Source organism: Parasphingorhabdus sp. (assembly GCF_036963705.1).
Lineage (GTDB): Bacteria > Pseudomonadota > Alphaproteobacteria > Sphingomonadales > Sphingomonadaceae > Parasphingorhabdus.
Genome location: NZ_JBALUT010000069.1, coordinates 1 through 14,387, shown reverse-complemented (window position 1 = coordinate 14,387; position 14,387 = coordinate 1). Strand labels below are relative to the sequence as shown.

Below are 14,387 nucleotides of genomic sequence, written 5' to 3'. Positions count from 1 at the left end.
CGGGAGCAGGTCCAAAGTTCGTCAAAGTTAGGGCCAAGGACGCGCTGTTTTGCGTGATGTTGGATGGATTATTACCGGTGTTGGAAATGTTATTTCAAGAGTTCGACTGATCCATCAACTTGGCTTTCCGGTACCGGACGGCCTTCAATCTCGATCACGGCTTCAGATGCCGGAAGCATCTCGGCCTCTTTCTTATCATCATAGAGCTTTTTCGCGATCAAGGCCCCGCCGACCAGCAGCGCGCCGGGGATCGACCTTGTTGCCAGACGGGCGGCGATCATGCCGAGACCGAAATTCCGCAAGCCATGACCTTTGGTATGCTTGCGCGCTTCGTAACCGACTGCTGTGGTGAATATATTTCTGATGAGCGACATGTTGTTCTGGTTCCCGGATCAGGAAGGATTCCCGACCATATTCTCTGGTTTAACATGGGTATCGTAGGTTTCTGCGTCAACCAGACCAAGCTCCAGCGCCGACGCGCGCAGGGTCTGGCCGGTCTTGTGGGCATATTTGGCAATAGCCGCAGCCTTGTCATAGCCGATCACCGGAGCCAGCGCGGTTACCAGCATGAGTGAATTGTCGACCAGCTCCTTGATCCGCACCTCATTGGCTTCCAGGCCTTCCACACAACGCTCGGCAAAGCTCGACATGCCGATCGAGATAATCTCGATCGAGCGCAGCACATTGGCGCCGATCAACGGCTTGAACACGTTGAGTTCCAGATGACCCTGCAGCCCGCCGACCGTCACTGCCTGATGATTGCCGATCACCTGAGCGGCGACCATGGTCAGCATCTCGCACTGGGTCGGATTGACCTTGCCCGGCATGATCGAGCTGCCTGGTTCATTGGCCGGCAGGTCCAGCTCGCCGAGGCCGGAACGCGGGCCGGACCCGAGCAATCGAATGTCATTGGCAATCTTGGTCAGCGACACCGCCAGCGTATTGAGCGAGCCGGACAATTCGACCATCGTGTCATGCGCGGCCAGTTCGGCAAATTTATTCTCTGCGGAGGTGAACTTCAGACCGGTGATCTTGGAAATTTCCTTGGCGATATGCTCGCCGAAATTCTCCGGTGCGTTGAGGCCGGTGCCGACTGCAGTGCCTCCTTGCGCCAGTTTGAGCAGCCGGGGCAGGACGGTCTCGACCCGGTCACGCGCGGCGACCAGTTGCGCCGCATAGCCGGAAAATTCCTGTCCGAGGGTCAGCGGTGTGGCGTCCTGCAAATGGGTGCGGCCGATCTTGACGATAGACTTCCACTGTTGCGCCTTTTCCGCCAGAGCATCGTGCAATTGCTCCAGCGCCGGGAACAGCTCTACTTCCAGCGCTCGCGCCGACGCGACGTGCATGGCGGTAGGGAAGCTGTCGTTGGACGATTGGCCGCGATTGACATGGTCATTGGGATGGACCGGATATTTGCCGCCGCGGGTGCCATAAATCGCCTCGTTGGCAACGCCGGCGATCACTTCATTGACGTTCATGTTGGACTGGGTTCCCGACCCGGTCTGCCAGATGGTCAGCGGAAATTGATTGTCATATTCGCCGGTCCGCACGGCATTGGCCGCTTTTTCTATCGCGGCGGCAATTTCCGGTTCCAGTCCGTGGATTCCATTGACCCGGGCGGCTGCCTGTTTGACCGCAGCCAGTGCGTGGATCAGACGGATCGGCATGCGTTCCTGACGCGGAAAAGGGAAATTCTCGATACTGCGCTGTGTCTGTGCGCCCCAATAGGCGTCGGCGGGAACTTCTATCTCGCCAAGAGAGTCGGTTTCGGTGCGGGTCCCGCTCACTTTTTCTTGCCGAAGTCCACTGTTACGACGTTGGAGCCATCATCGGCGACTTCAACCGCTGCCGTATCACCGTCATTCTCAGCCGGATCATGGCCGTTCATGTCGCCTTCGACCTCGTCAACGTGGAATTGCAGCGCAAAATCCACAGCCGGATCGACGAAGGAGGTTATCGCCGCGAACGGGATATGCAGCATCGAGCTGATCTGGTTGAAGCTCAGGCCAACTTCGAACCGGTCTTCGTCGACCTTCAGGTCCCAATAGCGGTTCTGGATGACAATCGTCATCTCGTCCGGGAATCTGGCGATCAGATGATCGGGAATGTCGACGCCGGGCGCGCGGGTCTTGAAGGTGATGTAGAAATGATGCTCGCCGGGCAGGCCGTCAGTGACGACTTCCCCGAGCACCCGGCTCACTACCGCGCGCAGGGCTTCCTGCACGATTTCGTCATATGGAATCAGGCTATCAGGGGCATCATCGCTCATTTTCCCTAGGTGGCGGGAAGCGAGCATCGGGTCAAGTGTGTAAAATGAATTTTGCATCGCCAAAGGCCGCGAAATTCTTGCCTGATTTGTCCAAGCCTTTATAGGCCGGATGCATGAGAACAGCGATAATCGAACGAAATACCAAAGAAACCGAGATTTTTGTCGAGTTGAACCTCGATGGAAGCGGTCAATATGACGTTTCCACCGGCATCGGTTTTCTCGATCATATGATCGAACAATTTTCGCGCCATTCGCTGATTGACCTGAAATTGCGGATCAAGGGCGATCTTCACGTCGATCAGCACCATACCACCGAAGACAGCGCGATCGCGCTGGGGCAGGCGATCAACCAGGCGCTCGGCGACAAGGCCGGGATCGTTCGCTACGGCAGCGCCTATTCGCCGATGGACGAGACGTTGAGCAGGGTAGCGCTGGATATTTCCGGCCGGCCTTATTTTGTCTGGAACGCCGGCTTCACTCAGGAACGGTTGGGCGAGATGGACACGGAATTGTTCAAACACTGGTTCCACAGCGTCGCCGATGCTGCCGGAATCACGCTGCATATCGAATTGCTCTATGGCGAGAATAATCACCATATTGCGGAAAGTATCTTCAAGGGTTTCGCCCGGGCGATGCGCCAGGCGGTCGAACGCGACCCGCGCAAGGGCGATGCAATCCCTTCGACCAAGGGGCAATTGGGTGGTTGAGTTGTGCTTCCCGCACCAGCGGGCCTTTTCGCGTAAATCGAATAGTGGGATTTCTAATTTGAGCGCCCTCGGCGGTTGATCGGCGCCATGTCTGAAACCATCGCTCTCATAGATTTCGGCGCCGGCAATTTGCACAGCGTCCACAATGCCCTGATGGCCGCAGGGGCCGGAGATGTCTCTGTGACCGCCGACCCGGAATTGGTGGCACGGGCCGATCGTGTCATATTGCCGGGCGTTGGCGCTTTTGGTGCCTGCCGCGATGCATTGGTTGGAATAGATGGCATGGTGGCCGCGCTGGACCAGCGGATTCGCGGAGAGGCCATTCCGTTTCTCGGCATTTGTGTCGGGATGCAGATGCTGGCAGATAAAGGCATAGAATTTGGCGAGCACAAAGGTCTTGGCTGGATTGGCGGTACGGTGAAAGCAATCGAGCCTTCCGACGCCACTATAAAAATCCCGCATATGGGCTGGAATGATGTGACCCCGACCGAGGGCCACGATCTGCTCGAGTCCGGCGAAGCTTATTATTTGCACGGCTATCATTTTGAAGCCGCAGACCAAGCCGACGTTCTGGCGACCACAAATCACGGTGGCCCGTTGGTCTCTGCTATAGGCCGTGACAATATTGTCGGCGTCCAGTTTCACCCCGAGAAAAGCCAGGCTTATGGACTGGCCTTTCTCAAACGTTTTCTGGAGTGGAAACCATGATAATTCTGAATACCGTTCGTCCTGAGCCTGTCGAAGGATGTGTTCCGTTGGGCAGACGCGGTTCGACAAGCTCACCACGAACGGAATATTTGAAATGATCGTATTTCCCGCAATTGACCTTAAATCCGGCGAAGTCGTGCGCCTCGCAGAAGGCGATATGGACCGCGCTACTGTCTATGGCGACAATCCGGCGGAGCAGGCCGGCCTGTTTGCAGCGGCTGGAGCCGAACATATCCATGTTGTCGATCTTGACGGCGCTTTCGCCGGATCTCCCCAGAACGCGGAAGCGGTAGAAGCGATTGTCGCGAGCTTTCCCGGCTATGTCCAGCTGGGCGGCGGTATCCGCAATCGTGAAACAGTCGAACGCTGGTTCGAACTGGGCGTGGCCCGGCTGGTAATCGGAACCGCTGCGCTCAAGGACCCGGATTTCGTCAAGGATATGGCGAAAGAATATGAAGGCGGCATCGTCGTTGCTGTCGACGCGCGCGACGGCATGGTCGCGACCGAAGGCTGGGCCGATGTTTCGGATGTAAGCGTCCGCGATCTCGCTCGCCGGTTTGAGGATGCGGGCGTTGCCTCGATCCTGTTCACCGATGTCGGCCGCGACGGCATGCTGACCGGCTGCAATATCGAAGCCACGGTCGATCTGGCGCGGGGCGTTGATATTCCGGTGATCGCCAGCGGCGGAGTAAAGGGTCTCGATGACATTCACATGCTCAGCCAGTTTGCCAAGGACGGCATCGAAGGCGTGATTACCGGGCGGGCGCTTTATGACGGTCGCCTCGATCTGGCGACGGCGATTGCGATGGCGAACCGGTGACCGTCCGTATCCGCGTCATTCCCTGTCTCGACGTGGCCAATGGCCGCGTGGTCAAGGGCGTCAATTTCGTTGATCTGCAGGACGCCGGTGATCCGGTCGAGCAGGCCCAGGCTTATGATGCTGCCGGCGCCGACGAACTTTGCTTCCTCGACATCACCGCTTCCCACGAAAATCGCGATACGATCATCGATGTTGTCCGGCGCACCGCCGAGGTCTGCTTCATGCCGATGACCGTTGGCGGCGGCGTGCGCACGGCCGAGGATGCGCGGGCTTTGCTGATGGCCGGAGCGGACAAGGTCGCGGTGAACAGCGCTGCTGTGTCGCGACCCGAAGTGGTCAGCGATATCGCTACCCGATTCGGCAGCCAATGTATGGTCGCCTCGATCGATGCTCGTAAAGTGGCGGAAGGGCGCTGGGAAATATTCACCCATGGCGGCCGCACCCCGACCGGCATCGATGCTTTGGAGCATGCCGTTCGCATGGCCGATCTCGGGGCAGGCGAGTTGCTGGTTACCTCGATGGACCGCGACGGCACCCGCGACGGCTATGATCTGGAACTGACCCGAACTCTGGCCGACGCGGTATCGATCCCGGTTGTCGCTAGCGGCGGAGTAGGCAATCTCGACCATCTGGTCGAAGGCGTGACAAAGGGCCATGCCAATGCCGTGCTCGCCGCATCGATATTCCACTTTGGGCAATATAGCATAGCCGACGCCCATGCCGCACTGCGCGCTGCCAGGCTGCCCGCCCGGGCCTGATCCTGCCGAAATCGCAAATATTCCCGGATTATCAAACCTGTAGCCGATGATTAATGTCGGTTCACTTTACAGCTTCCGGTTTTCCAAAATCGCGTTAACCATCTTATCCTCCGAAGGCTGCGCGTTTCGGCGATCTGGCAGGGCTCTTGCTTAACTATTCCCATAAGAAATTTTTAATGTGGGAATGGAATTCGATCATGAAGCTGGTGAAATATACAATCTGGACCGCCGCAGCGGCACTTGCCGTCGCAGCCGCCACCCCGGCTGGTGCGACCTGGAACAGTGACAATCGCGGAAGTGTCAAAGGCTGGGGTAGCTCAGGTTGGGGCAGCTCGGGCTGGGGAAGTTCGGGTTGGGGAAGCTCGGGCTGGGGCAGTTCCGGCTCATCGGGTTCGTCCGGCTCAACCGGCAGCGGAGGGACGACAAGTTCGACTGGCGGCACCGGCTCTTCTGGCGGATCGTCATCCGGCGGTACACCGGTTCCCGAACCATCCAACCTGATGATGCTCGGCCTTGGCCTGGCTGGCCTGATCGGTGGCCGCATGATTGCCCGGCGCCGCAAGAAAATCTGATAATCGAAATTCCAGCGCCGGCCGTTATCCAATTGCGGCTTGGCCGGAACCGGACCGTCAGCGGGGGACCTGACGGTCCTTTTTTGTGGGTCGTGAAAACTTGTGCCACTAATGCTTGACGAACAGGCGTTTCGTCGCGCAAACCGCCGAGGATGAACGAAATTCTCAAAACTCTCGAACGCACAATCCTCGAACGCCGCGAAGCGGAGCCGGAAACGAGCTATGTCGCCAGTCTGCGCGCCGAAGGCCGTGCGAAAATGGCCGAAAAACTGGGCGAGGAAGCCGTCGAGGCGGTGATTGCTGCGGTGCAGGACGACAAGGCGGCGATGACCGGAGAGGCTGCTGATCTGCTCTTCCATCTGATGGTCCTGCTCGCCGACATGGACCTGTCGCTAGACGATGTGACCGCAGAGCTGGCCCGCCGCGAAGGCCTGTCCGGTCTGGAAGAAAAAGCGGCAAGAGGAGCAAGCTGATGGCGATCGATCCGACTCTGGCTTATGATGACGACAATATCTTCGCGAAAATCCTGCGCGGCGAAATTCCCAATAAAACCGTCTATCAAGATGAATGGGCACTCGCCTTTCACGATATCAATCCGCAGGCCCCCGACCATATTCTGGTGATCCCGAAAGGGCGTTATGTCAGCTGGGATGATTTCTCGGCGTCAGCAAGCGAAGCGGAAATTGCCGGATTTGTCCGCGCTGTCGGGCATGTTGCACGCGAAGCGGGGATGGTCGAGCCCGGATATCGTCTACTCGCGAACATCGGCGAGCACGGCCATCAGGAAGTGGCGCATCTGCACGTTCATATTTTTGCTGGAAAACCGCTTGGCCCGATGTTGATGCGCAGCTAGTAACGAATGCAACAAGGCCGCAACCGGTTCTGAATATTGGGGAGTATGATTATGGCAGGCGCAACAGCACCGGGCGGCGAGGGTTGGTCCTCGCGAACAGCATTTGTATTGGCAGCGGTTGGCGCGGCGGTCGGTCTCGGCAATATCTGGCGTTTCCCTACGCTGGCTGGTGAAAATGGCGGCGGCGCCTTTGTTCTGGTCTATATCGGCTGCATCCTGCTGATCGGCTTGCCGATGGTATTGTCCGAAATCGTGATCGGTCGCCACGGCCGCAGCGATGCCTATCACAGCGTCGTCAAGGTAGCCGAAGATTCCAGTGTCAGCAAAAACTGGGGCATATTTGGCGGGATCGGCATTCTCAATGCTTTCCTCATTCTCACTTTCTACAGCGTCGTTGCCGGCTGGGTGCTCTATTATGTCGGGGTGATGAGCGGCGATTTTCTCGGCGCTCTGTTTGCCGGCAACCCCTTTGCCGGTGCGCTGGCATCGGAAAGCCCGGAAACCATTCCCGGCCGCATGACCGATCTGTTCGGCAATGTCCCGATGCTGCTTGCCATGCACACATTGTTCATGGTGATGACGATCTGGATCGTTGCCAGGGGTGTGACCGACGGTATCGAGAAAGCGGCTGTCTACCTGATGCCGACATTCTTCATTTTGCTGGTTTTGATCACGCTTTACGGTGCGTTCACTGGTGAATTTGCCAAAGCGGTCGCCTTTCTCTTCACCCCGGATTTCAGCAAGCTGACGCCTGCGGTCATGAATGATGCTCTGGGGCAGGCTTTATTCTCGATGAGCGTCGCTTCGGCCGCGCTGATCACTTATGGCGGCTATGTGTCGAAGGAAACAAAGCTCGCGCCGACCGCCGGGATGATCGCATTCGCCGACACGGGCGTAGCACTTCTCGCCGGCCTGATGATTTTTCCGATTGTGTTCGCGGTCGGCCTGGACGCCGCAGCCGGACCGACTTTGGTGTTCCAGTCGCTGCCGATCGCCTTTCACACCATGCCTGCCGGTTCCTTGGTCGGATTGTTATTCTTCGTCCTGATTTTCTTTGCTGCATTGACCAGCTCCATATCCTTGCTCGAAGGCGTTGTGGCTTGGGCGATGCGCCGGTTTAACTGGGCGCGCGGGTTTGCCGCCTGGTCTATTGGCGGGATCATCTTTCTGATCGGAGTGGCCTGTGCGCTTTCGCTCAATGTCTGGAGTGATGTCCGGCCACTGGGTTTCTTGCCATTGTTCGAGGAAAAGAATATTTTCGATACGATCGATGATCTCGTGTCCAAGATATTGCTACCGGTAACGGCATTTTTGACCGCCATATTTATCGGTTGGCGGGCTGACAGGAAACTGATCAAAGCCGAAACCGGGCTCGAAGGGCCACTCTTCGGCTTGTGGCGCTTTCTGGTGGCGTGGCTCTCGCCGATCGGTGTGGCGCTGATATTCGTGTTCGCCGTATTCCCGAATCTGGTCGGGCAGGGATAGGTTTTGGCCGGTATGAAAAGCCCCAAATGCCCGGTTTGCCGCAATCCCGGGACCCAGCAATGGGCGCCATTCTGCAGCGCCGGGTGCAAGGATCGCGATTTGCTGCAATGGCTGGGTGACGGCTATAAAATACCCGGACCAGCGGTTTCGCCAGATCAATTGGCCGATCATTTCGCTGGCGATTCCGGCCGCGATGGCGAGGACTGAGCAGGGGCAATAAAACCGCCATTTTTAGGCTGGACAAGCAGCAATCCCCCCGCCTATAGCGTCGCTTCCTAACCGGGCCAGCGCATCGCGCAGGCCCAGATGCCCGAGTAGCTCAGTTGGTAGAGCAAGCGACTGAAAATCGCTGTGTCGGTGGTTCGAATCCGCCCTCGGGCACCACTTTTTCCTTAAAACCTGGTGCCCCGAGATTTCTTCGAGAAATGCTGGATCCGCGCCGCTAGACCTTAGTGCCTGATGTAGGATCAATTGTGTTCGGTGGGGGTTATTCCGGACCGCCGATATCCATTACCGCATCGCCGCAGCGACCACAGCAGAGCAGTTCAGGGATTTGGGTTTCTGAATGAAAGCCTTTTTCTGTTCGTCGCTGTCGCCAATTCCCAAAGCGCTACCGATAGATTTGGTCGCGACTTTGAGGACATCACCCAGTGACGGCTTTTCCGCATCCGCGGCCTTGCCCAGCCCCGCTACCGACACGTCTGGTGCGGTCAGCGTCCCGGAAATCTTGATCGGGTCTACAATTCGCAATGCACTTTTCCCCTTCGCGCCGCCGCGCAGCACCAGAGAGATCCTTTCGCCGTCCAGAGTGATCCGTCCTTCACCGCGCCCGATCGAGACTTTCGTATCAATAGCCAATGGCTGAGGGGTCAATATGCCGTTCCGCGCCGTGAAATTGGCGACCAGACAGCGCAGCGGAACCCGCGCTTTCGGATTGCCGATAATTTCCTCGACTGCACCGCCCAGATTTTGCCCCAAGACGTGGGCGACCGTGGCGCGGACGCTGCCTCCGGAGGCAACCATCGCCGCTTTGCCGTTCGCTTTTTCCAGGGCCTCCCTGAACGTGTCACCCGAACCGGACAATTTCACCCGGCCCCGGATTCTGGCGGTAACGATATCGCCGTTCCCGATAAGGTCGGAAATAGACGCGCCGGTCAGCGTCAGGTCGGTCGATAATTTAGGTGCTCCGCTGCGATGATCGACCTGAATGCTGCCGGTCAGCTGCCCGCTTTTCAGGCCGACGGCCAGGTTGGTGATCTTCACAAGCTTACGATCCAGCGTCAGCTTGCCTTTCAGACTGCGGAAAACTGTCTCGCGGCGGGAGAGCAAGCGGTCGACGGTAAAGCTTAGCTGGCCGTCGGTCGGACCCATTTTTGACAGGTTGATCCTTGTATTGGGAAGAATGCGAGGCCCGATGCGCCGCGTCAGGGCCGCTGCCCGTGCCCGGCCTGCATCATCGGCGAGATCATCGAAATCCAGCGTGGCAGCCCTGATGTCGGCGTCGATTTTGGTGCGACCGTCGCGCTTGAGGATCGTCGCTTTGCCAGACAGGTTTGAACGCCCGATCGATCCGCTCAATTTGTCGACAAACCAGTCTTTGTCATCGTGGCGGATATTGGCACGCAAATTGATCGGCTGGGTTCCGAACAGGCCGGCTTCTATGACGCGATCGAGGTTTTTCAGGGTAGGCGCGCGAGCGGATAGCGATGCCGTGAAATTGTCGGTGTTCAGAACGCCCTGCATTGCGCCTTTGGCCGTCAAGTCGAGCGCGGGCGATTGAAGCTTGATGCTGAAAGGATAGTCGGACGCGGGATCAATTCCGGCAATCGCCCCGCCGGTGAACAAGAGAGTTGCTTTGGTCTTTAGAAATGTGCCGCTACCCTCGGCGCGCAGGCCGTTCTTTGAATCGACAGAGACCGGACCCTCCAGCGAGAGTTCGCGTTTGTGGTCGGTGAAACTGAAACGGGAATTGACGATATCAAGATCGGTTAGAACGGGGGCGCTGCTGTCTTTGTCGTCTTTACTGTCATCGCCATCCCAGTTGCTTCGGCCATCCGCGTCGCGGACGAGGGCTATGTCGAGACCGTCGATCCGGACACGATCCGGTCTTGCGGCGCCGGTCAGGACATCCAGCACGGAAACACGCGCCGATATCGATTTTAGCTTGAGAAAATCGCCTTTTCCCGCCCAGGATGGTTGCGCCACGCGGATATTTTCGACGGTGATAATGGGGGAGTAGGAAAAGAAATCGTCTCTGCTGATCGTTCCGATTTCCACGTCGCGATCCGATGCCCCCTGCAGTTCCTGGCTGATCACGCCGCGCAAGAGGCTTGCCGGCACCGCGCCCAAGGCCAGGATTGCCAGAATCAAGACGGAGAGTAGTGCGAGGACTATGTTGCGCACCCGCTTGTAAGGAAACGCAGGAGAAGATTGGGCGTGATCGCTGGTCTGCATTTGGTTCGAATCTGGCAATGTCGACTTCATATGCTGCCCAGCCATCCCATTTCATGCCTAATTCGATTGTCTAATGGCTGACAAATTTTCAGCGCTCGTCGGTTTACGTTTTGCACAGGAAAAGGTTGCCCGAGATGCCGATCTAGCAGGGAACCGGTAGATCAACGATAGCTATAAGGGTTTTGCACCATTTGGAGAAATTCCATGATAGTGAGATCCACGTCGACTCACGCTATCGAAGGAAGAGCAGGCCGCTATGAAATTAAGCCATGATCCAGAATTGCAGTCTTTTCGCCAGAAGATGCGGACCTATTTTGCCGATGAATATCCGCAGGACATATTGGCAAAGGTCAGCACCGGTGCAAGCCTGACAACCGCAGAAATCCGGCGCGCCGAAATGGCGCTGGGTGAAAAGGGATGGCTGGCTAGCGCATGGCCTGAAGAATATGGCGGTCCGGGCTGGTCGATCGAAGAACAATATATTTTTGACGAAGAGCTGGAAAAGGCCGGGGCACCGACGGTCACGCCGATGGGCGTCGTCTATGTCGGGCCGGTGATCTTCACATTTGGCGATGAGGCACAAAAGGACAAATGGTTGCCCGGACTGCGCGACGGTTCGGTCGGCTGGGCGCAGGGCTATAGCGAACCCGAAGCGGGGTCGGACCTGGCCTCCCTGCAATTCTCGGCGGTGCGGGACGGGGACGAATATATTCTCAACGGCACCAAGATATGGACGTCTGCGGCCCAGCATGCGGACTGGATATTCCTGCTGACCCGGACATCGCGGGAAGCAAAGAAGCAGGCTGGCATTACCTTCGTCTGTTGCAAGCTGGACCAGCCCGGCGTCACGGTGAAGCCGATCATCACCATCGACGGCAAATATTATCTCAGCCAGTGCGATTTTGTCGATGTCCGGGTTCCGGTCTCCAACCGCATCGGTGAGGAAGGGAAAGGCTGGTCTTATTCGCAATATCTGCTCGGTAACGAGCGGACATCTTATGCGCGGATCGGTGGCAAGCGGAAACAATTGGCCGATGTCCGGAAGATCGCATCACAAATCCCGACCGGCGGGAACCAGCGGCTGATCGATGACAGCTTCTTCGCCAGCCGGTTATGCGAAGCGGAAACACGGCTCGATGCGCTGGAGATCACCGTGCTCCGGGTATTGACTACGGTGCGGGATGGCGGGTCTCCGGGTGACGAGGCCTCGATCCTGAAAATCATGGCTACCGATCTGGCGCAGGAAATCACGACGCTGTTTCTGGAAGCCGCTGCCGAGCACGGCAATCGCAAGTTTGGCGATAGCGTCAGCCCGGACTGGACTGGTGATTCCGCCTTTGCCGCCCCCGGCGTCGCCAGCTATTTCGGTACCCGCGCGCAAAGTATTTACGGCGGGACCAACGAGATTCAGCGGAACATCATCGCCAAACGCGTCCTGAATCTTTAGCCAGCAACCCGGGATACCATCAATGGCGAAGCAGATATTCTTCTATGACCGATAGTCTCGCGCAATCCGGCTTGGCGTTGTCTGTGCTTTTGTTCGTGATTTTGGCGGTGCTCGAGGCCATTTTTCCCCGGAAGAAGCGGTCGATGCCGCGCGGCCAGCGCTGGCGGACGAATGTGGTTATCATCATTGTCGACAGCCTTGCCCTGAGATTGATGGGCCCGGTCGCGGCAATCGCCGCTGCCAGCTATGCGGCGCAAAATGGTATCGGCCTGTTCAACTGGACCAGTCTGCCCGGCTGGCTGGAATTTGCTCTCGCTCTCGTCCTTTTCGATCTGGCGATCTACGCGCAGCATGTGATCAGCCATAAAGTCCCGTTTTTGTGGGCGTTGCACAAGGTTCACCACGCAGATCGGGATATTGACGTCACCACGGCGGTGCGCTTTCACCCGGTCGAGATCATCCTGTCGATGCTGTATAAAAGCGCCCTGGTATTTTTGCTTGGACCGTCGGTGTTGGCGATATTCACCTTCTCGCTGCTGCTCAATCTTTTCGCGATGTTCAATCACGCCAATTTGAGATTGCCGCTGTCGGTCGACAGGATATTGCGCTTGTTTGTCGTAACGCCGGATATGCACCGCGTCCATCATTCGACCGTCAAACAGGAAACTGACAGCAATTTCGGGTTCAGCATCGCTTTGTGGGATCGGCTATTCGGTACTTACACGGCGCAGCCAGCCGCTGGTCATGACGATGTCGTCATCGGTCTCGACGAATATCAATCCGATCATCCGAACGAGCTATGGTGGAGCCTCCTGCTTCCGTTTCATGATCGCTATCGTTCGAAAGAACGTTCCGGTTACAAAAGAAATTCTACATGACCCGCTAAATACGCTGGGTTCCAAAGCGGTTAGAAGCTCCATATAGGAGGATTTGTAAATAGCCGACCATTGCAGCCGAGCCCCGTCGGGCAGAAAGTTCCAGATGAAAAAAATACTGATCCTTGTTCTTTTTGCCATTGCCGTGGCGAGCTTCTTCTATTTTGATCTCGGCTCGCAACTTACCCTGGCCAATCTGAAGGAACAACAAGTCGCTTTTGACCAGCAATATCAGGCTGCTCCGTTCCTGATCATCGCGATATTCTTTCTGGTCTATGTCGTGACGACGGCGGCTTCCTTGCCCGGAGCGCTGATCCTGACTCTGGCAGCGGGCGCGCTCTTCGGCGTGCTTGTCGGCACGATCATTGTTTCTTTCGCTTCTTCCATCGGCGCGACAATCGCCTTTCTTTCGTCACGCTATCTGTTCCGCGATGCGGTCAAGTCGCGCTTTGGTGATCGTTTGAAGGCGATTGATCGCGGTGTTGAAAAAGACGGGCCTTTCTATCTGCTGACTCTCCGCCTGGTGCCGGTCTTCCCCTTCTTCCTGATCAACCTGTTGATGGGGCTGACCGCGATCAAGGCGCGGACATTCTATATCGTCAGCCAGATCGGCATGTTGCTGGGGACATTGGTTTACGTCAACGCCGGTACGCAGCTCGCCAATATCGAGCAGGTCAGTGATATCGGTTCGCCCGGGCTGCTATTGTCCTTCGCTGCACTCGGCATAACGCCGTGGATCGGCAAGTGGATTGTGGCCCGGATCAAGCGCCGGAAAGTCTATGCCGGATATACCAAGCCGAAGAAATATGACCGCAATCTGGTCGTCATCGGTGCCGGTGCAGCCGGATTGGTTTCTTCCTATATTGCCGCGACCGTCAAAGCCAAGGTGACCCTCGTTGAAGCCGGCGAAATGGGCGGCGATTGTCTCAACTATGGCTGCGTGCCCAGCAAGGCGCTGATCAAGAGCGCCAAGGTTGCCCAGCAGATGCGCCATGCCGATGCCTACGGGCTGGAAAAGACCGATCCGCAATATAGTTTCAAGGCGGTGATGCAGCGGATCCACAACGTCATCGCGGAGATTGCGCCGCATGACAGCGTCGAGCGCTATACCGAACTGGGCGTCGATGTCGTCAAGGGCTATGCCAAGATCATTGATCCCTGGACGGTCGAGATAAAGCGCAATGACGGCGAGACCCAGCGGCTGACCACCCGTTCGATCATCGTCGCCACCGGTGGCGCACCGTTCGTTCCGCCGCTGCCCGGTCTCGATGATATTGGCTATGTCACCAGCGATACTCTGTGGGAAGAATTTGCCCAGCTCGAGGATATTCCCAAACGCATGATCATCCTTGGCGGCGGCCCGATCGGCTGCGAGCTGAGCCAGGCTTTCGCGCGTCTTGGCGCAGAAGTAACCCAGGTCGAGCGGGAAGGGCGTCTGT

General features: G+C 57.3%; 16 protein-coding genes and 1 tRNA gene. 13 read left to right on the top strand and 4 right to left on the bottom strand.

The features are described from left to right. Positions 1 to 89: 89 nt before the first annotated feature. The 3 genes from V7680_RS12990 to V7680_RS12980 are packed head-to-tail and all read right to left on the bottom strand — an operon-like array spanning position 90 to position 2,269. On the bottom strand, positions 90 to 374 hold the full coding sequence (locus V7680_RS12990; RefSeq protein ID WP_335653694.1) for a hypothetical protein: 285 nt from the start codon (positions 372 to 374) through the stop codon (positions 90 to 92). 18 nt (positions 375 to 392) lie between these two features. Further along, a complete protein-coding gene (fumC, locus tag V7680_RS12985) occupies positions 393 to 1,787 on the bottom strand; it encodes a class II fumarate hydratase (protein WP_335653693.1) in 1,395 nt (464 codons plus the stop codon). Continuing rightward, entirely contained in the window at positions 1,784 to 2,269 is a 486-nt protein-coding gene (locus tag V7680_RS12980) for an SspB family protein (RefSeq protein WP_335653692.1), read from the bottom strand. Before V7680_RS12980 ends, fumC begins: the two co-directional genes overlap by 4 nt. A 113-nt stretch (positions 2,270 to 2,382) precedes the next feature. Between V7680_RS12980 and hisB the strand changes: the two genes are divergently transcribed. The 10 genes from hisB (at position 2,383) to V7680_RS12930 (ending at position 8,556) form a co-directional block, all read left to right on the top strand. Then, a complete protein-coding gene (gene hisB / locus V7680_RS12975; protein ID WP_335653691.1) occupies positions 2,383 to 2,976 on the top strand; it encodes an imidazoleglycerol-phosphate dehydratase HisB in 594 nt (197 codons plus the stop codon). 87 nt (positions 2,977 to 3,063) lie between these two features. Then, positions 3,064 to 3,684 (top strand): imidazole glycerol phosphate synthase subunit HisH, encoded by a 621-nt coding sequence (gene hisH / locus V7680_RS12970; RefSeq protein ID WP_335653690.1) that lies wholly within the window; start codon positions 3,064 to 3,066, stop codon positions 3,682 to 3,684. A gap of 94 nt (positions 3,685 to 3,778) precedes the next feature. Beyond that, positions 3,779 to 4,504, top strand: coding sequence for a 1-(5-phosphoribosyl)-5-[(5-phosphoribosylamino)methylideneamino]imidazole-4-carboxamide isomerase (gene hisA / locus V7680_RS12965; RefSeq protein ID WP_335653689.1), 726 nt, complete (start codon positions 3,779 to 3,781; stop codon positions 4,502 to 4,504). Then, positions 4,501 to 5,262, top strand: a complete 762-nt coding sequence (hisF, locus tag V7680_RS12960; RefSeq protein WP_335653688.1) for an imidazole glycerol phosphate synthase subunit HisF — start codon at positions 4,501 to 4,503, stop codon at positions 5,260 to 5,262. Before hisA ends, hisF begins: the two co-directional genes overlap by 4 nt. Before the next feature lie 197 nt (positions 5,263 to 5,459). Then, entirely contained in the window at positions 5,460 to 5,834 is a 375-nt protein-coding gene (locus tag V7680_RS12955; RefSeq protein WP_335653687.1) for a PEP-CTERM sorting domain-containing protein, read from the top strand. A 152-nt stretch (positions 5,835 to 5,986) separates the two neighbouring features. After that, positions 5,987 to 6,307: a phosphoribosyl-ATP diphosphatase gene (locus V7680_RS12950; RefSeq protein ID WP_335653686.1), complete on the top strand. Its 321-nt coding sequence runs from the start codon at positions 5,987 to 5,989 to the stop codon at positions 6,305 to 6,307. Then, the gene (locus V7680_RS12945) at positions 6,307 to 6,687 is read left to right on the top strand and encodes a histidine triad nucleotide-binding protein (RefSeq protein WP_335653685.1); all 381 of its coding nucleotides are present in this window, start codon (positions 6,307 to 6,309) and stop codon (positions 6,685 to 6,687) included. The genes V7680_RS12950 and V7680_RS12945 overlap by 1 nt, the downstream gene beginning before the upstream one ends. 51 nt (positions 6,688 to 6,738) lie before the next feature. After that, positions 6,739 to 8,172: a sodium-dependent transporter gene (locus V7680_RS12940; protein ID WP_335653684.1), complete on the top strand. Its 1,434-nt coding sequence runs from the start codon at positions 6,739 to 6,741 to the stop codon at positions 8,170 to 8,172. Positions 8,173 to 8,184: 12 nt separating this feature from the next. Then, positions 8,185 to 8,379, top strand: coding sequence for a DNA gyrase inhibitor YacG (locus tag V7680_RS12935; RefSeq protein ID WP_335653695.1), 195 nt, complete (start codon positions 8,185 to 8,187; stop codon positions 8,377 to 8,379). Between the two features lie 101 nt (positions 8,380 to 8,480). Beyond that, positions 8,481 to 8,556: transfer RNA gene (locus tag V7680_RS12930), tRNA-Phe, on the top strand. A gap of 126 nt (positions 8,557 to 8,682) precedes the next feature. Here the strand turns inward: V7680_RS12930 and V7680_RS12925 are convergent. After that, the gene (locus tag V7680_RS12925) at positions 8,683 to 10,644 is read right to left on the bottom strand and encodes an AsmA family protein (RefSeq protein WP_335653683.1); all 1,962 of its coding nucleotides are present in this window, start codon (positions 10,642 to 10,644) and stop codon (positions 8,683 to 8,685) included. A gap of 238 nt (positions 10,645 to 10,882) precedes the next feature. Between V7680_RS12925 and V7680_RS12920 the strand changes: the two genes are divergently transcribed. From V7680_RS12920 to V7680_RS12910, 3 genes are all read left to right on the top strand, one after another. After that, the gene (locus V7680_RS12920) at positions 10,883 to 12,073 is read left to right on the top strand and encodes an acyl-CoA dehydrogenase family protein (RefSeq protein ID WP_335653682.1); all 1,191 of its coding nucleotides are present in this window, start codon (positions 10,883 to 10,885) and stop codon (positions 12,071 to 12,073) included. Between the two features lie 44 nt (positions 12,074 to 12,117). Then, positions 12,118 to 12,951: a sterol desaturase family protein gene (locus V7680_RS12915; protein WP_335653681.1), complete on the top strand. Its 834-nt coding sequence runs from the start codon at positions 12,118 to 12,120 to the stop codon at positions 12,949 to 12,951. A gap of 103 nt (positions 12,952 to 13,054) precedes the next feature. Further along, on the top strand, positions 13,055 to 14,387 hold a 1,333-nt coding region (locus V7680_RS12910; RefSeq protein ID WP_335653680.1), incomplete at its 3' end, for an FAD-dependent oxidoreductase.